The sequence below is a fragment of the Lautropia mirabilis genome (assembly GCF_900637555.1).
Taxonomy (GTDB): domain Bacteria; phylum Pseudomonadota; class Gammaproteobacteria; order Burkholderiales; family Burkholderiaceae_E; genus Lautropia; species Lautropia mirabilis.
Genome location: NZ_LR134378.1, coordinates 2,716,321 through 2,738,502, shown reverse-complemented (window position 1 = coordinate 2,738,502; position 22,182 = coordinate 2,716,321). Strand labels below are relative to the sequence as shown.

The window sequence follows — 22,182 nt, the reverse complement described above, 5'->3', positions numbered from 1 at the left end:
CGTGGCGGAATGTCCAGCGTGATGTCCGCCACGTCGGGATACTCATAATGGGCAAAAGCCTGCGCGATGGTCCGGGCCGGCCCGTGACCTTCCTGGCCGTCAGTGGCGGGGGAAAGCGGGCGGGCCGGCTTCATCTCACTGCTCCCGCGTGCGGTTCAGCAGCGCGTTCAGGATGATGGCCCCGAAGGTGGCGGTGCCGATGCCGCCCAGCTTGAAATCGCCGAACTGCAGCGTGAAGTCGCCGGCGCCCAGAATCATCGTCACCGCCGCCACGATCAGGTTGCCGTTCTGGCTGAAATCCACCCGGTTCTCCACCCAGAAGCGGGCGCCGGCAATGGTGATCAGCCCGAACACCACGATCGATACCCCGCCTAGCACCGCCGTCGGAATGGTCGAGATGGCCGCCCCGAACTTCGGCGAAAAGCCCAGGCAGATGGCGGCCAGCGCGGCGATCACGAACACCAGCGTCGAGTAGACGCGCGTCACCGCCATCACGCCGATGTTCTCGCCATAGGTGGTCACGCCCGTGCCGCCAATGCCGCCCGACACGATGGTGGCCACCCCGTCACCGATGAAGGCCCGGCCGATCGAGGCATCCAGATTGCGGCCGGTCATCGCCGACACGGCCTTGATGTGGCCCAGGTTCTCGGCCACCAGCACCAGTGCCACCGGCGCGATCAGCAGAATCGCTTCACTGGAAAACGCCGGTGCCGTGAAGCGCGGCAGCCCGATCCACGGCGCCTGCACCACCGGCCCGAAATCGATCGGCGTGCCCAGCCCCAGCACATTGGTCAGCAGCCAGTACAGCACATAGGCCGACAGCAGCCCGACCAGAATCAGCAGCTTCTGGATGGCACCGCGGGCGAACACCGCCACCAGGCCCACGCTCAGCGCCGTGAGCAGCGCCATCCAGCGGTCGAACTCGTTGGCGCTCACGCCCTTGACCACCACCGGCGCCAGGTTCAGGCCGATGACGGCCACCACCGCGCCCGTCACCACCGGCGGCATCAGCCGCTCGATCCAGCGCGTGCCCACCGCATTGACCAGCAGCCCGATCAGCACATAGACCACGCCGCAGGCGATGATGCCGCCCAGCGCTACCGGCAGGTTGCCATTGGGCCCCACGCCCGCATAGCCGGTGGCAGCAATCACCACACTGATGAACGCAAAGCTGGAGCCCAGGTAGCTGGGCACCCGGCCGCGCACCACCAGGAAGAACAGCAGCGTGCCCACGCCCGACATCAGGATGGCGATGTTCGGGTCAAAGCCCATCAGCAGTGGCGCCAGCACCGTGGCGCCAAACATGGCCACCACGTGCTGAAGGCCCATGGCCACCATCTGGGGCCAGGGCAGGCGCTCATCAGGGGCAATCACCCCCTGGGTCTTCAGCGTCCAGTGGAAGGCGCGCACCGGGGTGTCGGCGGCGGGAGTTTGGGAATCGGGGGAAGCCATGATCGGGTACCTGTTCAGTCGTACCCGAATTTTGCATCAACGCGCCATCGGCTTCATCTGGTGAGTGTGCTCTTTTGCCGGTGAAGGGCCTGATGGCGGGGTGGGGCGCAGGGCCTGCCGGCCGGGGCTGGACCGTGGCGAAGGGGCGCAGGTGGGGGCCGGCCAGCTCGCTCATCGGACCGGGTCGTGACGGCAGGGCGGCATGGGGCAGCATGCAAGAAGCCGCGGGGAAAGCCATGGCCCCCTGGGGGCAGTCTCATTGTTCCGTATCTTGAAACGGTATGGTGAGTGAACCCCCTCTTATCCCCAGCATCGTTCGCCCCGATATTCGGTCCATGCAAACGCTCCTCCTGGAGGGCATCACGATGACGGCAACGACTTCCCATACTCCGAACACCTCCGTGAACCCCATGTCCGGCCTGGCCACCGCCCCGGGTGGCGCCGCTACCGCAGGCAACGCTGCCGCTTCGGGAGCCACCACCACAGACATCGCCACCACCCCCAAGGCCGTGATCCACGTCGGCGACAAGCCCCCGCGCCACTGGGTGGGCGACGGTTTTCCCGTGCACGGCATGTTCGACTACGGGCAGGGCGCCGATCAGCGCAGCCCCTTCCTGCTGATGGACTATGCTGCCCCCACATCCTTCACCCCCAACAGCGGCCATCGCCGGGGCGTGGGCGCCCACCCGCACCGGGGCTTCGAGACCGTCACCATCGTCTACGACGGCGAAGTGGAACACCGCGATTCCACCGGCGCAGGTGGCGTGATCGGTGCCGGTGACGTGCAATGGATGACCGCCGGTGGCGGCATCATCCACGAAGAGTTCCATTCCGACGCCTACAGCCGGCGCGGCGGCCCCTTCCAGATGGTGCAGCTCTGGGTGAACCTGCCCGCCCGCGACAAGATGACCCCGGCGCGCTATCAGAGCATCACCGCCGACACCATCCCGTCCGTGCGGCTGGCAGGCGGGGCAGGGCAGGCACGCATCATCGCCGGCAGGCTGGAGGGACACACCGGACCGGCACAGACCCACACGCCCATGAATGTCTGGGACGTGCGCCTGTCGGCCGGCACCGAGGCCAAGCTGCCCCAGCCGGCCGGCTGGACCACCCTGCTGCTGGTGCAGGCCGGTACCGTGCGCGTCAACGGCCATGCCGTGGGCGAAGGGCAGCTGGTGACGCTCACCCGCGAGGGCAGTGGCCTGACGCTGGAGGCGCTGGACGGCGATGCCCGCGTGCTGTTGCTGGCCGGCGAGCCCATCGACGAACCGGTGGTGGGCCACGGCCCCTTCGTGATGAACAGCCGCGACGAGATCCGTCAGGCCATTGCCGACTTCAACAGCGGGCGCTTCGGCAACATGCCGCGATGAATACGTGCCGTCCGGGCAACAACCCCCGGACCGTCTCCGGAACGTGGTAATGTCAGCGCTGCCATAGATTGATATTTGTCCAGGGCCCGTCCTGCCGGAGTGGGCCCTGTTCCCTGGAGATGACCATGAAACTCTTCTACCTGCCGGGCGCCTGCTCCATGGTGCCCCACACCGCCCTGCAATGGATCGGCCAGCCCTACGAGGCCGAAGCCGTCACCCACGCCCAGATCAAGGAACCCGCCTACCTGGCCATGAACCCCCAGGGGGCCGTGCCGCTGCTGGTGGACGGCGACCTCGTGCTGTCCCAGAACGTGGCCATCCTGGCCTACCTGGACGCGCGTTTCCCCGAAGCACGGCTGCTTGGCAGCGACACCATCGAAGGCAAGGCCCGCGCATGGCGCTGGCTGGCCTTCCTGAACTCCGACGTCCACAAGGCCTTCGGCCAGCTCTTCCGCACCCCGCCCTGGGCCGAGGACGAGACCGTCAAGAACGCCATGCAGCAGGCCGCCCGCGCCCAGATTGCCGGCATGCTGAAACAGGCCGACGACCAGCTGGCCAACCACGCCTGGCTGGGCGGCGAGGAAATCTCCGTCGCCGACATCTACCTGTATGTCATCCTGCGCTGGGCCAACGGCCTGTCCGTGGACCTGAGCCAGATGAACCACCTGAGCGAGTTCCAGAAACGCGTGGCCGCCGACCCCGGCGTGCGCGAGATCTGCGCCCAGGAGGGGCTGCAGCCGTGATGTTCATGCCATCCCGCAGGGTAGGGTGATGGCCAACATGCAAGAACGTGTTCGGCAGCAGAAGGCTGCCGAACACGATGCCTGGTTCCGGCGACAGGTTCAGGCCGGGCTGGATTCAGCCAATGCCGGAAGGTTGATTCCGGCGGTGGAGGTGGAGGCGCGGTTTGCTGAGAAGCGGGCTGCAACTGCCGCTGGATTTTCATCGTTGCATCCCCCTGATTCACGACCGCGACGATATGACCAGTAGGGGTGAAGGGAAGGAGGGATACGTCAGTGCTCGGCTGGTGTTGGAGATGAAGATGCAAGGGGAGGCTCTGCTGGATCTATGTCCAGATGGACATACTCCTTTCCCGTTCTGGAGGGGCTAACGTACCCTCTGACGATTCTGTGGTTTATGCTGTCGTAGAATGTGTTTTTGCCAAGACAGATCTTTGCGATTTCTCGGTTATTTCTATATACCCAATCATAATTTCGCTTTAACCATCCGAGAACTGCTTTCTGTAAAATTGAACTTCCATGTTTTCTCTTGTTCTTAATAGTCTCTAAGCCTGTTGTATTTAAAACAAGCCGAATTACCCTGGCTGCTCTCTGATTTGGAGTTTTTTCCATTGACTTAATGTCGTTATATATCATTCTCCGAAATTTGGCTTGTATGATTTTCTCGATACCTGTGACTTGAAAATCGTGGTTCACGAGGAGGGGTATTAATGAGTGAGAAATATGTTCTTCCCACGCGGGGTTTGTTATTTGTGATATGTCTATCACGATGCCAAACATCAGGCTTGCGACATGGTCGTAAATGCTTTCTTTTGCAATTAACTGCTCTTCAAGCGGAAGGTCTTCGCGAATTATTTTTACCTTTATGTTTTTATAGACATCTTTTTCATTTATTTTCTTTATGAATTCTCGGGTGAAATTGATGGCCATTATTATGCGCTTGGCATAATCATTGTTGTATGATATGTCTGGAGTTGTGTTGATAATGTAGGAGTCTCTTGTCGATCGTTTTGCATAATCTAGTGCGTTCTTTAATATCTCTGAATAGATTCCGTGTTCTTGTGGGTTGTAGCTATTTAGTGTGACCAGGACGATTCGAAAGTAGATCTTCCATTGATCCGTATCCCAATTATAGACATCTGTTATATTCGGGCAGAGGGTTGTTCCTATTGCGCTCGACATTTTGTAGTTAGAAAATAGTATGCGACTAATAGGATTTCTATGCCCCATTGGCTTTGAATCATATTCGCTGATTTCTAGGCATATAAAAGATGATTTTTCGTTAATAGCTTCGCTAATTAAGTTTCTTGTGAAACTTTTAACCTTTATATTGTATTTATTATTATTTTTCATTTCATTGTACAGGGTTATTGCGGTTGTGGGTGAGGTATTGGCGACTACTCGGCAAAATATTTTATCAGCCATTAGTTCCAGTATTTTATTTGCGCTGAGTTGTACTTTTCGAGGGTTTTGGGTGTCTTGGTTTATTTGTTTATTTTCTTCGGTTGCGTGGGTGACAATACTCTTCATGGATTTTGTTAGTTCATCTGCGATTATGGATAGCTCTTCTTTCGAGCCTTTGAGAATGACTTGGTAAAGTGCTTGTGTGAATCGCTCAGCGTTCCATCTGCCGTATGGTTTCGGATGAATGAAGGCAAACCATATCCATGAGAAAAAAGTAAATAAAAGCGCTCCTCCCATGATCGCCTGCCACCATCCAGTTGTCAGGGGGATGTTTGTTGGAACAAGCCATTGTTCGGCGCGCCAGAGGTCTGTCAGAAGCGTTAGCATTCCAAAGATAACGACAACCCAGAATGTGATGCCCTTTAGCGGTATGGGAGCGCAATCAATCCGAAACCGGTACCGAACATCGGAGGTCGTCCAGGCCAGGACCATGAGAGCAAGGCTGGTCAGGAATTCTGAGAACCCGAAGAACTTCGGCGCGCTGGCGTCGATGGGGGTCAGTTCGATGCAGATGTCCATCAAGCATTTTTCGATTGTCACTGGGGTCTCCTGGTGTTCCTGTTGTCTCGATGGTGGAATTCTATATGGGCCTCGACGGAATGAGTGATTCTGCCGGGGTGAAAGAGCATTTTGCGCTAGGTTCGTTGGTTTTGTGTTGGTGTTGCTTCTGGCATACGCGCGCGCACCCCAAAAGGATAGGCCCCCAAGGGGCCTTTCTTCATTTCAAGCTGCAACCCAGACAGGCTATCAACCCAAACCTAAGAACCGATAGCTGACATTCCTCCGGACATCATCCCGGTTCCGTCAGCCCGGAGGCGCCGGATCGCTGGCTGCGGCTCTCCAGGCCTCCGAGAGGCGCAGGATAAGGCTTCATTCCTTCTTGATCCCCCGTCTGTTCTCTTTCCGATAAAACGCATACAACCACCCGCAAGCGGTCAGATACAGGCCATAGCAGAAAAGACGTTCAAGCCAGGTCTCAGTTCGCCAATATCTCAATGCCACGGAAAATTTTTCAGGTGGAACAACAACGACTTGCTGTTTCCCGTCTTCCAGAAATTCAATCCTTCTTATCACCAGGCGCTGTAAAGTGCCCTTGTAATGCAATGGTGTGTAAAGACGGATGCCTTCAATGCTGATGATCTTTTCGGGGTGATGGTTGTCGAGAAACCTGTTTCCGTTCTCGTCAAGAAAACGGGGGTGTTCACGGAATAACTCCGACCGTCATGCTCAAGTCCGAAAAAGGTAGGGCGTGTTGGCGGGGTGTATTTGATGTTGCCGCTCAAGGGATCCTCTGAATAAGTTCCGCGAACCGACGCGCCACGGAACGGGATGCAGGACAAGGCGACATTTGCTGTCAATAGCGGCGCTATTGACAGCAAATGGTAACGCAGTCATGCGCCCGTTACGGGGATGCGACGGCCGCGGGGACTTGTTCAGAGGATCCCAAGTGCACGGCTTCTTCGCGCACGGGCTGGAACAGGCTCAGAACCAGCGTACTGCCCAGCAAGACCAGCAAAACGCTCAGCAGCATCATGGCCACAATCAACTCAGCTTTGCTTATTCTGGGCATCACGTTTCCATCGTCCGTTCATGTCGGTCGCAAGCCGTTGTTCCGATATCTCCATGGTTCATGGAGTCTTCCTGCTGATTGTGCAAAGAAAAAGCCCCCGAAGGGGCTTTTTCTCATGTCATACGACAATCCATTCAGCTATCGAACAACACCTCAGAACCGATAGCTGACATTCAGCCGGACATCACGTCCGGGTTCCGGCAGGCTGGAGACGCCGGAGCGCTGGCTGTGGCTCTTGTAGTACTTGTTGAACAGGTTGTTGACCGCGAAGTTGACGTTCAGGTCGTCGGTGCCGAAGGGTTTCCAGTTGGCGTACAGGTCGTTGACGCCGTAGCCGCTGCGGCGAACCAGTTCGGGCGTGGCGGATGAGCCGCGCGAGCTGGGGATGTAGCCGGCGCTCTGCACGAAGCGGCCGCGCCAGCCCACTTCCACGTTTGGGTTCTCCAGCTGGTAGGCCAGGCCGGTGGTCCAGGTACGGCCGATGGGGATGGCGGTGCTGGTCGAGTCGGCCACTTCGCCGTCCAGCTTGGGCTTGCTGTAGGCCACGCCGGCGCGGGTGGTCCAGTGGCCGAAGGCGTAGGCGGCGCTCAGTTCGTAGCCGTGGTTCTTCAGCGTGCCGCTGTTGAAGAGGCGATAGTACGAGGCAGCCTGGCGACCCTGGCAGGGGGTGCCGGCCGCGTTGATGCACTGGTAGTCCTGGTGGTTCCTGGTGTTCTGGTGGAACACGGTGGCGGCCAGGCGCAGGGCCTGGGAGGGCGTGTAGGTGACGCCGGCTTCCAGGGTGCGGGCGCGTTCGGCTTCCAGGTTGTTGTCGGCAATGACGCGGCGACCGCCGGCCAGCATGGCTTCGTACAGGCGCGGGCTGCGGGTGGCGTAGGACAGGCCGGCGTTGAACGACACCTGTTCGTTCAGGTCATAGATGGCGGCAATGCTGGGGTTGATCTGTCCGTCGGAGACTTCGCTGCGGCCGGAGGTGCGCATCTTGAAGTGGTCGTAGCGCAGGCCGGTGGTGAGGGTGACGGGGTGCAGGTTCCAGATGCCTTCGGCATAGACGCCGTAGTCGGTCTTGCGCTCGTTGACGGTGTCGACGGCCGTGCCGTTGGTGGACAGGCGGGAGCCGGGCTTGGCTTCCTGACGGCGCAGGTTCACGCCGTATTTCAGGATGTGCTCGTTGAACAGGTAGCTGTCCAGGTTGATGTTGGCGCCCTGGGTTTCCACTTCACTGGCGCCAAGCAGCAGGGTACCGGAGCCGGCTCGCGGGAAGTTCTTCATTTCGGCGCTCATCCGGTAGACATCGGTCTCGATCTTGTCCACCGGGCCCAGGCCGCGACCGGTGTAGGCCAGTCGGGTGGTGTCCTGGGTGTAGATGCGGTAGCGCGGGGCGTTGTTGGCCTCGTTGTTGTCCTGCGAGAAGTCGAACTCTTCGCGCAGGGCGCGCACGCCGTGGGTCTTTTCCTGGCGGTGGCTCAGTTCGATGCGGTTCTGCTCGTCCAGCGCATAGCCGAACTTGGCCAGCAGGCCACGCTGCCCCAGGGCGCTGTTCTGCACTTCGCGCTTGGCGCTGCCGCCGGACTTGTAGTTCTCTTCCTTCGTCCAGTTGGCGTTGACGAGGGCATCCAGTGCGCCGAACTGGCCATAGGCGGCCACGCCGGCACCGCGGCCCTTGTTGCTGCTGAAGCCGCCGTTGACCTTGAAGCCCAGGGTCTGGCCGGGACGCAGCAGGTCCTTGGCCGAGGCGGTGCGGGCCACGATGGCGCCGCTGGTGGCACCAATGCCGGCCGAGGCCGAGCCGGTGCCTTTCTGCACTTCGATGTCCTTGATGAGGGCCGGATCCAGCAGGAAGCGGCCGTTATGGTGGAACATCTGCGTGTCGGAATAGGTGTTGTCGACCTTGATGTCGATCTGGTCCTGACCCATGCCGCGAATGGTGACCCACTGCGAGGTGCCGTTGCCGCCGCCGAAGTTGATGGAAGGCTCGGCCGAGAGCACTTCCTTCATTTCATTGGCGGTGCTTTCTTCCAGCGCCTTGAAGTTGACCTTCTCGGTGGAGGAGGCCGCCTTTTCGATGGCGTAGATGGTCTGGAGCTGGGTTTCGGTGGGGGCGGCGGACTGGGCGTGCGCAAAGGTGCTGATGAGCGCCAGCGGCACGGCCTTCAGGCCGAGAGAGACGCAGTGTGAACGGAGTTTCATGTCTTGGGCGTCGGAACGGGGTGGAATGGCCAAGGGCAGCCCGCATGGACTGCACAATGTGTCAGCGCCCAAGTATAAGTGCAATTCTCGTTTACATTACGTCTATCTTCATTCAGCTCACGCCGACATGCCCCGTTTCAGCAGCCACTGGCTGAACGGCCAGTCCACGCTGTCCAGCAGGTTCTTGGTGATGAGCCCCAGTTCGGTGTCACCCTCGATGCGCAGCTTGCGGTTGAAGAAGAGGGTGTCGGGGTCTTCCTCGCGCATCATCATGCGCAGGAAGTCGATGCCGTTGGCGGCCAGTCGCAGGTCGGGGGCGCCTTCATAGTCCTGGTCCAGGAACTTCTGGTCGTCGGCGCCAAAGCGCACCTTGATGCCGGCGTCCAGCACGTCGATCTCGAACTTCCGGCCGGCAAAGAGGCTCATGTCGGCGGGCAGCAGGCCTTTCTTCAGCATGGTGTTCAGCGCCAGCACCAAGGCAAGGCGCGGCGGCCGGCCGGGCAGGTGGGCCACGATGCGGCTCACCCAGGCGGGGGCGATGATTTCAGGCAAGGGCATGGCTTTCCTCCTTCAGGGCCTCGATGCCGGGCAGTCCGCGCCAGTAGCCGTCCACAGGGGTGCCCACGGCCAGGCGGGTGAGTTCGGGCTGCACGTCGGCCCAGGTGGCCTTGCCGTCCAGCACGTCGCGGTGCAGGCGGATGATCTCGGGCATGTCGTGCAGCTGGGGCGAGAGCCGCAGCAGGCTCACGCCCATGGCCTGCAGTTCCTGGTGGTGCGGCAGCAGGGTCTGGCTGCCGTAGGACATGGTCTGGATGCCGTTGATGGTGAGGAACGGCTTGCCTTCCCGGGTCTTCAGCACCAGGCCGTCCTCATGGTCCAGGCAGCGGAATTCGCAGTGGTCCTTATTGAGGTTGTAGTGGCGGGCGGTGAAGCAGCGTGACGAGTAGGCCAACGGCATGCGGCCCCAGCCGAACAGTTCGGTCTCGATGCCTTCGGTGGCCGCCAGGATGGTGGCCAGCTTGTCGTGGCTGAGTTCGGTGGGGGGCACCCAGCGGAACGCGCCCAGCTGGCGGAACACGCCCAGCGTGGTCTCGTTGTAGATGTTGAGACTGGCGCCGGCCACGAAGGGGATATCGTGCTCGCGGGCCAGCCGTACCGCGCCCATGTCGTTGGCCTCGACCTTGAAGCGGTCCTGTCCGGTGATCTTGCGCAGCCGCCGCAGGTCGGTCTCGCTTTCCAGCAGCACCTGCGACGACAGGATGACTTCCTTGCCGCTGTCGGCCAGGTTCTCGGCCAGGCCATACCAGTCGGCAAAGCGCATCTTCTGGCGGCGTGAGCACACGACTTCACCCAGATAGATGGTGTCCACCGGGGCATCCAGCATGGAGACATAGAACTCCAGCAGCGTTTCCTTCTGCCAGAAGAACTGGATGGGACCCAGCGACAGCCGGATCGGGTTCCGGGATTGAATCGGTTCGCTCATCGTGCCTGTCTCCTCATTTCCACGGCCGGTTGTAGGCGCCCAGGGTGGTCTGGTGTCCTTCGGATACCTTGCCCAGGGTTTTGTTCCAGATCGGATCGACTCGGAAGTGCGACGGGTCGGCCGCGGCAGCATCCAGCGCCTTGCGTAGGGTGTGGGTGACCTGGGCGGTGTAGGTGGGGCTGCGCTGGCGGCCCTCCACCTTGATGGCGGCCACGCCGATGCCGATGAGATCCGGCAGCATTTCCAGCACGTTCAGGCTGGTGGGCTCTTCCAGCGCGTAATACGTGGCGTCGTTCACCTCGAAGCGGCCCTTGCACAGCGTGGGGTAGCCAGCCGGTTCCTGCGGGTTGTAGCGGTCAATGAGGACGTGGTTGAGCCGCACGTCCATGCGGTCGGGCAGCTGTTCCCACCGCACGGCCTTGGCGGGCGAGCACACGCCTTGCATGTTGGGCGATTCGCCCGTGGCGTAGCTGGACAGGATGCAGCGGCCTTCCACCATCACGCACAGGCTGCCAAAGCCGAACACCTCGATTTCCACGTCGGTGTTTTCGATGACGTGCTTGACCTGGCTGAGGGTGAGCACGCGGGGCAGCACGGCGCGACGGATGCCGAACAGCTCCTTCATGAGGTTGATGGCCTCGTAATTGGTGGCCGACCCCTGTACCGACATGTGCAGCCGCAGGTCAGGGTGGCGATCACGGGCATAGGCCATGATGGCCGGATCCGCCACGATGATGGCGTCGGCGCCCAGCAGCACGGCGGTATCGACCGCAGCATGCCAGCGCTTCACTTCACCTGCCTGCGCAAAGGTGTTGATGGCCATGAGCACCTGGCGACCGCGCGCATGGGCATAGGCCACGCCTTCCTGGGCGGATTTCATGTCGAAATTGAGCCCCGGGAAATTGCGCGCGTTGGTGGCGTCCTTCAGCCCCATGTAGACCGTGTCTGCGCCATTGTCCACCGCCGTCTTCAGGGCAGGCAGGTTGCCCGCAGGGCATACCAGTTCCGGAATCCTTCGCATTATCTCTCCCTGTAATTTCGACGGTGAAAGCCTGTCGATCATAGTGCAGGAGGATTTTCGGCTCAAGGCATGGCCGTTGATCCGGATCAAATGGAGGGAGTTATATGCGGAAATCTCATTTATTAACTGATGATCGATAGGGAAGTTGAGTTGTGATTGATCGTGATGTTATGGTGGGGTGGGTTTGAATATTAAGGTGTGATTGATATGTTGTGAATGGATGGCCGTTGCGAATATTAAGTTGTGATTGATTTGATAATGGAGTGCCTGGCGACGGTAGGTTGTGGCGGTCAGGTTCCCGAAGGCAGATGGACCTGGGGGAGGAAAGGCGTGCGGAGCCGCTCGCCTCAAGCAATGTGGCGGGTCCATGGTCCGGGATGTGGCGGGTACGCGGAGCCTCGCCGTTGGAAACCGCATGGTGGCTTCAGGCTTGCGAAGTGGCGGGGCACTCGGGCCTCAGCCCTGTTTCAAGCCGTGCCATGGATTCAGGGCAGAGGAGGAGGCCGCATCCCTTGCCGCTCATGCGCCGCAGTGCGCCTGCGTGACTGGCAGCAGAGGGCCTGGCAAGGTAGACGTGGCGCCGGAAAAGCAAAAGGCCACCGCGAGGGTGGCCTTCTGGAATTTGGTGCCGGTGAAGAGAGTCGAACTCCCGACCTTCGCATTACGAATGCGCTGCTCTACCAACTGAGCTACACCGGCTTGGTGTTGAGCCTGCGATTCTAACCCGAAACCGGGGCTGTTTGGCAAGTCTGTCGAATGCGGGCCTGCCAGCGTGCGGCTGGGGCGAGACAGTGGCAGGGTGAATGGGCGTTTCCGGGTGACGGATGGGCCTCAGAGAGGCGCTCTGGCGAGAAACTCCGCCACGGTTGGCCACTGCAGCCGCACGCGCAGCTCGCGCTTCAGGCGGCGGGTGTCCAGCCGGCGGGATTCGCGCATGAAGCTCATCCGCGCTTCGGACAGGGTCCGGGCCAGTTCGGCGCGCGAGTGGCGCGGGGGGCGGGGCAGGCCCAGGCGGTCGGCCACCTGGTCCAGGTAGTCGCCCAGGGTCATCTGGCTGTCGTCCACGGCGTTGATGACGCGCTGGCGCGGGCCGCGCAGCAGGGCGGTGCGGGCAATGCGGGCCAGGTCGTCGGCGTGGATGTGGTTGGTGATCACGTCGTCGGCCGGCACCAAGGCCGGCACCTGCTGGCGCAGGCGCTCCACAGGCAGGCGGTCGGCGGCGTAGATGCCGGGCACGCGCAGAACCAGGGCGGGCAGCGGCGGCTGCTGAAGGTGATGGTGGCGCGGCCCAGAGAGGCGGGCACTGTCCCGGTGGGCGCCGTCCGAGCGCGTACTGTCGGCGTGGGGGGCATCAGCGCGACGGCTGCCCGCGTTGGAACCGTCAGGGCAATGGATGCCAAAGCGCACCTGCCGCTCGGCATCCACCCGGCGGCGGGCGCGGTCGGTCAGCGGCTGCAGCGTGTCGGACTCGCGGGTGAAGGCGCCGCCCCGGTCGCCGTAGACGCCGGTGGTGGACAGGTAGACAAGGCGTGGGGCTGGGGCGTGCTGGTGCTGGCTCCGGCTCCGGGCCTGGGTGGCGGGGGCGGGCACGGCAAGCAATGTTCCCATCGACCGGGCGCCCAGACGGTGGGCGCGGCCCGGGCGGGAAGCTTTGCTGGCGCGCTGGCCACGCGCCCGGGTCAGCGCCTGCAGCCAGCCTCGTGTCAGCCGGTCGGTCACTTCGCCGTCGCGGCTGGCGGGCGGGGCGGCGTGCAGGATGTGGGTGGCCCAGCGGGCCAGGCGGTGGGCGTCATCAGCCTGCATGGCCATGGCGCCCGCTGCGCGGATCTTCTGCAGGGTCTCGTCGCTGCGTGCCACGCCGATGACCTGCCAGCCGTGGTGCAGCTGCTGCACCACGCGCTGGCCGATGTCGCCGCAGCCGATGATCAACAATCGTTGACGGCGGAAACGCCGGGGAACTGGGCGATAATGCGGGGTTTGGCCTTTCTTCTTGATCATGCGCCAATCCTTACGGGGGAACTGACATGACTTACAACGTGACGATCTCGCCCAGTGGCCGCCAGTTCAAGGTGGACATTGGCACCACGGTGCTGGAAGCCGCACTGGACCAGGGCATCGTGCTGCCCTATGGCTGCAAGGACGGCGCCTGTGGGGCGTGCAAGTCGCTGGTGACGGACGGTAGTGTAGAGCAGGGCAAGCACCTGCCGTCGGCGCTGTCGTCGGAAGAGATGACGCGGGGCTATGCGCTGCTGTGCACGGCCACGCCCACGTCGGACCTCACCATCGAGGCGGCGGTGGTGGACGGGGCCAGCGACATCCCGGTGCGCAAGCTGCCCTGTCGGGTGCGCTCCATCGAGGCGCTGGCACCGGACGTGCGCTGTATCCGGCTGCAGCTGCCGTTTTCCGAGCGACTGGAGTATCTGGCCGGCCAGTACGTGGATCTGATCTTCCCCGACGGCGTGCGGCGCAGCTATTCCATGGCCACGGCGCCCGGCACGATGGAGGACGTGGAGCTGCACATCCGCCACCTGCCGGGCGGGCATTTCACCGACCGGGTGTTCGGGGTGGGCTCGCGGCCGCCACTGAAGGAGCGCGAGATCTTCCGGCTGGAGGGGCCGTTCGGCACCTTCTTCCTGCGCGAGGACAGTGACAAGGCGGTGGTGCTGCTGGCCAGCGGCACGGGCTTTGCGCCCATCAAGGCCATTGTGGAGCGGATCACGGCGCTGCAGGCGGCCGGCCGCTTCCGGCGGCCGGTGCGGCTGTACTGGGGCGGACGGCGTCCGGCCGACCTCTACCACGACGCGCTGTGCCGCCAGTGGGAAAAGGATCTGGCCGACTTCCAGTATGTGCCGGTGCTGTCGGATGCGAAGCTCGAGGATGGCTGGACGGGGCGTACCGGTTTCGTGCACCTGGCCGTGATGGCCGATCTGCCCGACATGTCGGGGCACGAGGTCTATGCCTGTGGCGTGCCGGTGATGGTGGAATCGGCACGACGCGACTTCGTGGCGCAGTGCGGGCTGGATGGGGCCGATTTCTACGCCGACGCCTTCACGTCGGAGGCCGACCGGCAGGCGGCGGCCTGATCCGTTGCCCGCAAGGGCCGCTGTCCGGGCCTGGGTGGTCCGGGCGGCCTGACCCCCGAATTTCCTCACGGACTGCTGTCTTGGTCGATTTCCTGTAATCTGGCCGGCAGTCGAAACGACGAAGTGCATATCGGGCCGCCACGGGGGCGGCCCCGCTTCAGGAAAGGACCTGCGCACGGCAGCCGCAAGGCGCCGCTCGGGCCTTTCCCAGTGAGGAAATGATCATGAGACGACTGCTCACGCCCAGGAACCTGCTGCTGCTGGTCCTGCTGGCCGTGATGTTCTGGTCCTTCTACAGCGGTGCTTCGCCATCGCACGGCACGCCGCCGGCGTCGGCGGACAAGGCCGCGACGGCGCAGGGCGGTGGCGCGGCAGGTGCGGCGCAAGCCTCCGATGGTGCTCCCGAGCAGCCGGTGGGCTTGCCGCTGGCCTATCTGCAGAAGCTGAAGGACGTGGCCGACAAGCCGGCCACCACCTACATCAAGCCTGGCCGGCCCACGCTGGTGAAGTTCTGGGCCAGCTGGTGCCCGCTGTGTCTGTCGGAACTGGCCGACACCAATGCCTGGGCCACCGATGAACGCTTCTCGTCGGCGGTGAATCTGGTCACACTGGCCTCGCCCGGCTTCCTGCACGAGAAGCCGCAGGCCGACTTCGTGACGTGGTATGGCGGGCTGGACTATCCGGCCATGCCGGTGCTGCTGGATGTGGGCGGCCTGCTGGCGCGGCAGCTGGGCGTGCGGGTGTATCCTTCGTGGGTGCTGCTGGATGCCGATGGCGGCGTGGCGCGGGTGGTGCGCGGGCGCCTGTCCGAAGCACAGGCGCTGGCCCTCATCGAGGACCCCGAGGCCGATCTGGCACGGCTGGCACAGGCCGAGCGTGCCTCCTTCTATCAACCGGATTCGCAAAAATCATCGAAAGTCATGAATACCAAGACCATCTATCTGGCCGGCGGCTGCTTCTGGGGCGTGGAAGCCTATTTCCAGCGCATCCCGGGCGTGGTGGATGCCGTATCGGGCTATGCCAACGGGCGCACGCAGAACCCCAGCTACGAGGACGTGATCCGTGGCGCGGGCCATGCCGAGACGGTGAAGGTGACCTATGACGCCGACCGCCTGAGCCTGGCCGACATCCTGCAGTACTACTTCCGCATCATTGATCCCACCAGCCTGAACAAGCAGGGCAATGACCGCGGTGCACAGTACCGCACGGGCGTCTACTACACGGATGCGGCTGATAAGGCCACCATCCAGCAGGCGCTGGATGCGCTGCAGCAGAAGTACAGCCGCCCGCTGGTGGTGGAGAACCTGCCGCTGCAGAACTTCTACGAGGCCGAGGAATATCACCAGGACTATCTGGCCAAGAACCCCAACGGCTACTGCCATATCGACGTGCGCAAGGCTGACGAGCCGCTGCCGGGCAAGCCGGCGGGCAATCCGCCGGCAGCCGCCGCCGTGGGCAGGGGCTTTGATGTGGCCAGCTACCGCAAGGCTTCCGATGCTGAGCTGAAGCAGCGCCTGAGCGCCGAGCAGTACCGCGTCACGCAGCAAAGCGGCACCGAGCGCGCCTTCACGCACGAGTATGACCACCTGTTTGCACCCGGCATCTACGTGGACGTGGTGAGCGGCCAGCCGCTCTTCAGCTCGAAGGACAAGTTCGATTCCGGCTGCGGCTGGCCCAGCTTCACGCGGCCCATCCAGCCGTCGGCCGTCACCGAGCACGAGGACCTCAGCTACAACATGCGGCGCGTCGAGGTGCGCAGCCAGGCCGCCGATTCGCACCTGGGACACGTGTTCCCCGACGGCCCGCGCGACAAGGGTGGTCTGCGCTACTGCATCAACGGTGCCAGCCTGCGCTTCATCCCGCTGGAGAAGATGGCCGAAGAGGGCTACGGCAACCTGGTCGATGCCGTGAAGTGATCAGGGCGTGACGGGGCGGTCGGTGAAGGCATCCGGCTGCCCCATTGAAGGGATCACGCCGCCATAAAAAAGCCCGGACCGAAGTCCGGGCAAAAAACCAACCAGGGAGGAATTCAGCCGGTGACTGAGGAAGTCACCGTTGCGGCTGAACAACGACATTCTCCAGCGATCGGCCCCGATGTGTTGCGCGTTTGCGTCATGCGGGTGTGCGGGGCCGATGGGTGGCCGGATGGCCGGGAACGAAGGCGGGGTGCCCGGGCTTTCCCTGTGCGTATTCGGAATGGGGCGTGGACTGTTCCGCGGGCGCTCGGGTCTTGCTGGGTGAGCTGATCCAGCGGGCAGCCTGATCCGAATGGCGAGCTTTTGCCGCGGTCACGGGGTCAACCCGCCATCGCACGATATATCGTGAACGAGGCACACGGCCACGCTGCCCCTGCGTCAGGGCAAGGGACACCGTCCGTGCAGCCGTCGGCAACCGGCCAGCCTGTGGGGACTGTTCCGTCATCGCCGGCTGCCTATGCTGTCCACCGCCCGGGCCGGTTCGCGGCCTGCGACGCTGCTGCCCGGGCTTCGGGCCCGACGCGACATGGACGGGCACAACGGAAACGGTCGTTTGACGCGATGGGGTGTCGTCTATGTGGATGGTCTGGGGTGGCGCGCTGCTGGTGCTGCTGAAGTGGCTGGAGGTCGATCCGGTCTCGAACTGGAGCTGGTTGTGGATTCTGGCACCGCTGGGCGTGGCCTTCCTGTGGTTCGAGTTCTTCGAGCGGATGTTCGGCCGTGACAAGCGCCAGCTGGAGATGGCCGCTTACGAGAAGCGTGCCCGCGAGCGCGTGGCGCAGACCTTCGATCAGCAGGCCCGCCGTTCCTGAGCGTTTTCGGGCTGGGCATCTTCCGGCGGCCGGGCCGCATCGGTGCGGCGGCCGCGTTGCGGCGTGGGGTGGCTGAAGTGTGTGCAGGACGCATCCTGACGGAATCCCCCCTTGAAAAGCATGTAAGAATGGCCGCTTGTCCATTCCGTCCGACGCTCTTTCTTCCATGCTCGTCCATCCTCAGTTCGATCCCGTCGCCTTGCACATAGGCCCCCTGGCCATACGCTGGTACGGGCTGATGTACCTGGTGGCCTTCACGCAGTTCGTGCTGCTGGGGCGCTGGCGCATCGCGCAGCGTCAGCCGGGCCAGCCGCTTCATGGCTTCACCGGCAAGGATGTCGAGGACCTGATGTTCTACGGCGTGCTGGGTGCGGTCATCGGCGGGCGCCTGGGACACGTGCTGTTCTACGGGCTGTCGTACTACCTGGCGCACCCGCTGCACATTTTCTATGTCTGGGAAGGCGGCATGGCCTTTCACGGTGGCCTGGTGGGCGTGCTGCTTTCATGCGCACTGTTTGCCCACCGACGTGGCGTGCGCTGGCTGGACCTGATGGATTTTGTGGCGCCGCTGGTGCCGCTGGGGCTGGCAGCCGGCCGGCTGGGCAACTACATCAACGGCGAGCTGTGGGGACGCGTCACTGACGTGCCCTGGGGCATGGTGTTTCCGCAGTCGGGTTCGGCGTTGCCGCGTCATCCGTCGCAGCTCTACGAGCTGGCGGCCGAGGGGCTGCTGCTGTTCGTGGTGCTGTGGTGGTATTCGCGCCGGCCGCGGCCCACGGGGGCAGTCAGCGGGCTCTTCCTGGTGGGCTACGGCCTGTGCCGCTTCCTGGTGGAATACGTGCGCGAGCCCGACGATGGTTTCTGGGGGCCGCTGACGGCTGGCCAGGCGCTGACGCTGCCGATGCTGCTGGCCGGTGCCTGGCTGATGTGGCGGGCAGGGCGCAAGGCGGACTGACCGGCACATGGCCCTGACTGGCAGATAGCCTGCGACGGGCTGGCACCCTGATCATGATCGGGCGGAAGATCCGCCCGCAACGGGGCGCCTGTCGTTTGTGAGGCCCGAAATGCAGAAAGGCCCGGACATGCCGGGCCTTTCGTGGAATGGGGTAACCCCGCCTGTGCCGGTTGGCCGGCATCCTGAACCGTTGATTCAGTTCAGGTCGGCAAAGAGAGCAGCCACATCAGGTTCATCCGACGAGGGACGATCGCAACAGTGGCACACTGTTTTCTCTTCACCTCATGCATCGCATTGGTTCAAGGAATATATGGCCTGAACGAACACTGCAGGGTTGGACTAATTATACGCGCTTGTCTGTCGAAGGGGGCAAGTTCTGCCGGTTGTCTCTTTCGCGGCCGCCGATGAGTGGCCGGCCAGTGTGGTTTCGCTGTTTCAGCGAACGCCCTCGAAGCGGCGGATGCCGTCGTCCAGTTCGTTGTTGAGCTGGGTGACCAGGGTCTGCACCTGTTCGACGGTGGCGGCGCCGGAGTCGACCGGCTGGCCCAGGAATTCGTAGGTGATCTGCAGGGCGGCGTTGACGGCGATGCGCTCGACGCCGTGGGCCAGGCTGGCGTCACGGATCTCGCGCATCTTCTGGTCGACGATGCGCACGGCGTTCATCAGCCGCGGCTTCTCGTTGGGGGGAACCTGCAGCTTGAAGGTGCGGTCAAGGATCTTGACCTCGATCTGTTCCATGGCCATGGCAGCTCCTGGGGCTTTCAGTCTTTGTCGGTCTGCGGCAGCGGCAGCCGCGCCAGGGCGGATTCCACGCGGGCACGGGCTTCGGCCAGACGTTGCTGCATGTCGGCCTGGCTCATGGCGGCTTCACCCAGGCGGCCGCGCAGCAGCTGGTTTTCGTCAGAGAGCTGGCGGGTGATTTCAAGCAGGCGCCGGACGCGCTCGCCCAATAGCTGGAGATCGGTTTCCATGCCGCGGGATAGTAGGGATTTGTGACAGGGGGGTCAAGCGAAGCGACACCCCGGGGAATGGCTGTACCCGATTTTGCCACGCGCCGCCCGCTGGCGTCCGTTGATCGGGTACCGGGCGTGTGTCATGGCACCATCTGCGGCCGCTGTCGGCGCCGGAATGGAGCGATGCGTTGTCCATGACATGCCCCTGTAATGCCAGGTGGGGTTGTAACGACCACGTTGGGGTATATCATGGCAAAGGCAGAAGCCTGCCTTTGCCATCGAAGGTTCCTGAAAGGTCTGGGCCGGGGCTCGTGCTCTGTCGGCGAAGGTGTGCCGGCATGCGGAGCCATCTGAGCCTTTCATGGGCCGTCGGCTGCCGTGGCTCTGCAGTTCCCCTCAACCGTCGTTCTCCTATTTCAAGGCAAGATGATGCACAACGTGTCGTCCCGCTCTCGCTGGCAGACTTTGCTGTCCTCCCTCCTGCTGGGTTCCGCGCTGTTTGCGGCAACCTCGCCCGCCGTGGCGGTCGATGCTGCACAAGGCGCAGGCGCGCAGGGGGCGGCGCAGGCCTCCGGGGCTGGCGATGCGCAGGCCGATGCTTCCCTGGGCTGGAAGGCTGGCCCGCAGCGCGTGGGTTCGCTGGAGGTGGAGCTGGTCTCGGACTCCCGCCAGGTGATGCCGGGTGAGACCTTCCGCATCGGCATGCGCCTGCGACACGATCCGCACTGGCATACCTACTGGCGCAATCCGGGCGACACGGGCTATCCCACTCGCTTCGAGATCGAGGGGCCGGCCGACACGCAGTATTCCGACATCCGCTGGCCGGCGCCCGAGCGGCTGGCCATCGGGCCGCTGGCCAACTATGGCTACGAGGGCGAGGCCCTCATCTATCGTGACGTGACGCTGCCGGACAGCTTCAAGGGCCGTCAGGCGCGCTTCCGGGTCAAGGCCGAATGGCTGATCTGCAAGGAAGTCTGCATTCCCGGCGAGGCTGCATTGCAGCTGGATGTGCCGGTGGGCGGCGTGACCGAGCCCGACCGGGCCGAGACGGCCAGTTTCGAGGCCGCACGTCGCAGTGCGCCGGTGCCCGACCAGGAACCGGCGGCCGTGGGCTGGTGGCAGCGCGGTGGTCAGGCGGTGGTGGTGCTGCCGGATGCCGTCACGCAGGGCAAGGCACCGCGCTCGGCGCTGTTCCTTCCGTACTTCAGCGGGGTGGTCAAACCCGTGGCGGCGCAGAAGCTCATCGAGATCTCGGGCGAGGAAGGCCGCTATGGCCTGGCGCTGGAGCTGGATGAGCAGGGCGTGCGCACGGCCGATCCGGGCTGGGAAAAGGAAGGGGGTATCGTCGTCATCGACGGCGGGCAGCCGGTGGAAGTGAGCCTGCAGCGCCAGACGGTGGTGCCGGTGGCGGCTCGTACCGTGGCCATCGATGAACCGATTAAGGTGGACCTGACCGAGCCCGGCGCTGCCCAGGGCAATGGCGGCAAGAAGGGCGGGCTGCTGGGACAGTTGCAGCTGGGCGGTGCGCCGGTGCAGGGCGGACAGGACATGCCGGCGGCCGGCGCCATGGCGTCCGGTGCCAACGGGCAGGGCGCTGATGCTGCTGCGGCAGGGGCATCGAACGGCGCTGCGGGAGCGGCAGGCAGCGACGGTGCTGCGCCCGTCGCCCAAGCAGGACAGGATGGCAGCAGCCTGGGTGCCCAGGCCGAGCAGGCCGTCGATCAGGCACAGAACACGCTTGGCGCGCTGACGGGCACGCATGGGCAGGGTGAGTGGCTGGCACTGGCTGGCGCCATTCTGGGGGCGTTCATCGGCGGCCTCATTCTCAATCTGATGCCCTGCGTGTTCCCGGTCATCGGGCTCAAGATCCTTTCCTTCACCGAGGCGGCGGCCGGCAAGCCGGCTCAGGCGCGTCGCCATGCCATGGTGTTCGGCCTGGGTGTGGTGGTCAGCTTCCTGGTGCTGGCGGCCATCCTGCTGGGGCTGCGGGCGCTGGGCCAGGCGGCCGGCTGGGGCTTCCAGCTGCAGTCGCCGGTCTTCGTGGCGGTGCTGGCGCTGCTCTTCGTGGTCATCGGTCTCAACCTGTTCGGCGTGTTCGAGGCCGGTACGCGGCTCACGCAGCTGGGTGCAGCCGGGCAGGGCAGCCATCAGGGCTACTGGGGCAGCTTCATGACGGGCGTGATGGCGGTGGTGGTGGCCACGCCCTGCACGGCACCCTTCATGGGCGGCGCGGTGGGCTTCACGCTCAGCAGCTCGCCGCTGCTGGTGCTGGTGGTGTTTGCCACCATCGGCGTGGGCATGGCGCTGCCGTATCTGGTGCTGGCCAGCAGCGAGCGTCTGCTGGCGATGCTGCCGCGCCCCGGGGCCTGGCTGCAGACCTTCAAGCAGCTGCTGGCCTTCCCGATGTTCATCACCGCGGCCTGGCTGGTCTGGGTGCTGGCGCTGCAGTCCGACGCCGAGGGCGTGCTGCTGTTGCTGCTGGCCGCCATCTTCCTGTCCTTCAGCTGCTGGATCTACGGTCGCTGGCAGTTCGAGCTGCGGCCGCGCAGTGCGCGCAGCACGCCGGCCTGGATCATCACTGCACTGCTGTCGCTGGTGGCCTGCGGCGTGCTGGTGAGCCGGCTGCCGGTGGTGGCCGAGGCTGCCCAGACGCAGGCCGCACCGGTGTCGGGCAATGCCGCGACCAACGGCCCGGTGTCCATGCTGCCGCCGTCGTGCAAGCCGGAAGCGGATGGCCGCCTGCCGGCATCCTGCCGGGGCTGGCAGCCGTGGTCGCCCGAGCGCCAGGCTGCAGCTCGTGCTGCGGGCGTGCCGGTCTTCGTGGACTTCTCGGCCGCCTGGTGCCTGAGCTGCCAGGTCAACGAGAAGGTGGCGCTGAACCGCGACGAGGTGCAGGCCGCCTTCCGCGACCGCAACGTGCTGCTGCTCAAGGCCGACTGGACGCGCCGCGATCCGGCCATCTCGGCCGAGCTGGCCCGCTTTGGCCGCAACAGCGTGCCGCTCTACCTGTTCTATGACGGCCGCGATCCGAAGGCCGCGCCCGTGCAGCTGCCCGAGCTGCTGACGGTGGATACCGTGCTCAAGGCCATCGGCGCAGCGAAGTAGGCGATGAT

The 22,182-nt window shown here is 63.6% G+C and carries 17 protein-coding genes and 1 tRNA gene; 7 read left to right on the top strand and 11 right to left on the bottom strand.

Annotated elements, in window-relative coordinates:
• Positions 1-135: 135 nt before the first annotated feature.
• Positions 136-1,452, bottom strand: a complete 1,317-nt coding sequence (locus EL249_RS11215; RefSeq protein WP_005672288.1) for a solute carrier family 23 protein — start codon at positions 1,450-1,452, stop codon at positions 136-138.
• 335 nt (positions 1,453-1,787) lie between these two features.
• Here EL249_RS11215 and EL249_RS11210 point away from each other — a divergent pair, with 335 nt between their 5' ends.
• Complete coding sequence (locus tag EL249_RS11210; protein ID WP_232002013.1) at positions 1,788-2,822, top strand: pirin family protein; 1,035 nt, start codon at positions 1,788-1,790, stop codon at positions 2,820-2,822.
• 125 nt (positions 2,823-2,947) lie between these two features.
• Positions 2,948-3,565 carry a glutathione S-transferase family protein gene (locus EL249_RS11205; protein ID WP_040530536.1) on the top strand — a complete coding sequence of 206 codons (618 nt, stop codon included), beginning with the start codon at positions 2,948-2,950 and terminating at the stop codon, positions 3,563-3,565.
• Positions 3,566-3,835: 270 nt separating this feature from the next.
• Here EL249_RS11205 and EL249_RS13385 read toward each other — a convergent pair whose 3' ends face one another.
• From EL249_RS13385 to EL249_RS11165, 7 genes are all read right to left on the bottom strand, one after another.
• The gene (locus tag EL249_RS13385; RefSeq protein ID WP_005672295.1) at positions 3,836-5,566 is read right to left on the bottom strand and encodes a hypothetical protein; all 1,731 of its coding nucleotides are present in this window, start codon (positions 5,564-5,566) and stop codon (positions 3,836-3,838) included.
• A 1,183-nt stretch (positions 5,567-6,749) separates the two neighbouring features.
• On the bottom strand, positions 6,750-8,786 hold the full coding sequence (locus EL249_RS11190; RefSeq protein ID WP_005672299.1) for a TonB-dependent receptor domain-containing protein: 2,037 nt from the start codon (positions 8,784-8,786) through the stop codon (positions 6,750-6,752).
• Between the two features lie 117 nt (positions 8,787-8,903).
• Positions 8,904-9,344 carry a ubiquinone anaerobic biosynthesis accessory factor UbiT gene (gene ubiT, locus EL249_RS11185; protein ID WP_005672301.1) on the bottom strand — a complete coding sequence of 147 codons (441 nt, stop codon included), beginning with the start codon at positions 9,342-9,344 and terminating at the stop codon, positions 8,904-8,906.
• On the bottom strand, positions 9,331-10,269 hold the full coding sequence (locus EL249_RS11180; RefSeq protein ID WP_005672303.1) for a U32 family peptidase: 939 nt from the start codon (positions 10,267-10,269) through the stop codon (positions 9,331-9,333). Before EL249_RS11180 ends, ubiT begins: the two co-directional genes overlap by 14 nt.
• Before the next feature lie 13 nt (positions 10,270-10,282).
• Positions 10,283-11,290, bottom strand: coding sequence for a ubiquinone anaerobic biosynthesis protein UbiU (gene ubiU / locus EL249_RS11175; protein WP_040529625.1), 1,008 nt, complete (start codon positions 11,288-11,290; stop codon positions 10,283-10,285).
• A gap of 623 nt (positions 11,291-11,913) precedes the next feature.
• A tRNA-Thr gene (locus EL249_RS11170) sits at positions 11,914-11,989 on the bottom strand.
• Between the two features lie 132 nt (positions 11,990-12,121).
• Entirely contained in the window at positions 12,122-13,288 is a 1,167-nt protein-coding gene (locus EL249_RS11165) for an NAD-binding protein (protein ID WP_005672306.1), read from the bottom strand.
• 26 nt (positions 13,289-13,314) lie between these two features.
• Between EL249_RS11165 and EL249_RS11160 the strand changes: the two genes are divergently transcribed.
• Both EL249_RS11160 and msrAB read left to right on the top strand, forming a co-directional pair.
• Positions 13,315-14,373, top strand: coding sequence for a CDP-6-deoxy-delta-3,4-glucoseen reductase (locus EL249_RS11160; RefSeq protein ID WP_005672307.1), 1,059 nt, complete (start codon positions 13,315-13,317; stop codon positions 14,371-14,373).
• A 224-nt stretch (positions 14,374-14,597) separates the two neighbouring features.
• The gene (gene msrAB, locus EL249_RS11155; protein WP_232002012.1) at positions 14,598-16,289 is read left to right on the top strand and encodes a bifunctional peptide-methionine (S)-S-oxide reductase MsrA/peptide-methionine (R)-S-oxide reductase MsrB; all 1,692 of its coding nucleotides are present in this window, start codon (positions 14,598-14,600) and stop codon (positions 16,287-16,289) included.
• On the opposite strand, the gene EL249_RS13250 is transcribed toward msrAB, so the two are convergent.
• The gene (locus EL249_RS13250) at positions 16,290-16,442 is read right to left on the bottom strand and encodes a hypothetical protein (protein ID WP_156789133.1); all 153 of its coding nucleotides are present in this window, start codon (positions 16,440-16,442) and stop codon (positions 16,290-16,292) included.
• Positions 16,443-16,924: 482 nt separating this feature from the next.
• Between EL249_RS13250 and EL249_RS11150 the strand changes: the two genes are divergently transcribed.
• Together EL249_RS11150 and lgt are read left to right on the top strand one after the other, a co-directional pair.
• Positions 16,925-17,161, top strand: coding sequence for a TIGR04438 family Trp-rich protein (locus tag EL249_RS11150; RefSeq protein WP_005672310.1), 237 nt, complete (start codon positions 16,925-16,927; stop codon positions 17,159-17,161).
• 166 nt (positions 17,162-17,327) lie between these two features.
• Positions 17,328-18,116, top strand: coding sequence for a prolipoprotein diacylglyceryl transferase (gene lgt / locus EL249_RS11145; protein ID WP_005672311.1), 789 nt, complete (start codon positions 17,328-17,330; stop codon positions 18,114-18,116).
• 435 nt (positions 18,117-18,551) lie between these two features.
• Here lgt and EL249_RS11140 read toward each other — a convergent pair whose 3' ends face one another.
• Entirely contained in the window at positions 18,552-18,860 is a 309-nt protein-coding gene (locus tag EL249_RS11140; protein ID WP_005672312.1) for a cell division protein ZapA, read from the bottom strand.
• A 17-nt stretch (positions 18,861-18,877) separates the two neighbouring features.
• Positions 18,878-19,087: a hypothetical protein gene (locus EL249_RS11135; protein ID WP_005672314.1), complete on the bottom strand. Its 210-nt coding sequence runs from the start codon at positions 19,085-19,087 to the stop codon at positions 18,878-18,880.
• Between the two features lie 420 nt (positions 19,088-19,507).
• Between EL249_RS11135 and EL249_RS11130 the strand changes: the two genes are divergently transcribed.
• Positions 19,508-22,174, top strand: a complete 2,667-nt coding sequence (locus EL249_RS11130; protein ID WP_169311649.1) for a thioredoxin family protein — start codon at positions 19,508-19,510, stop codon at positions 22,172-22,174.
• The last annotated feature ends 8 nt before the right edge of the window (positions 22,175-22,182 follow it).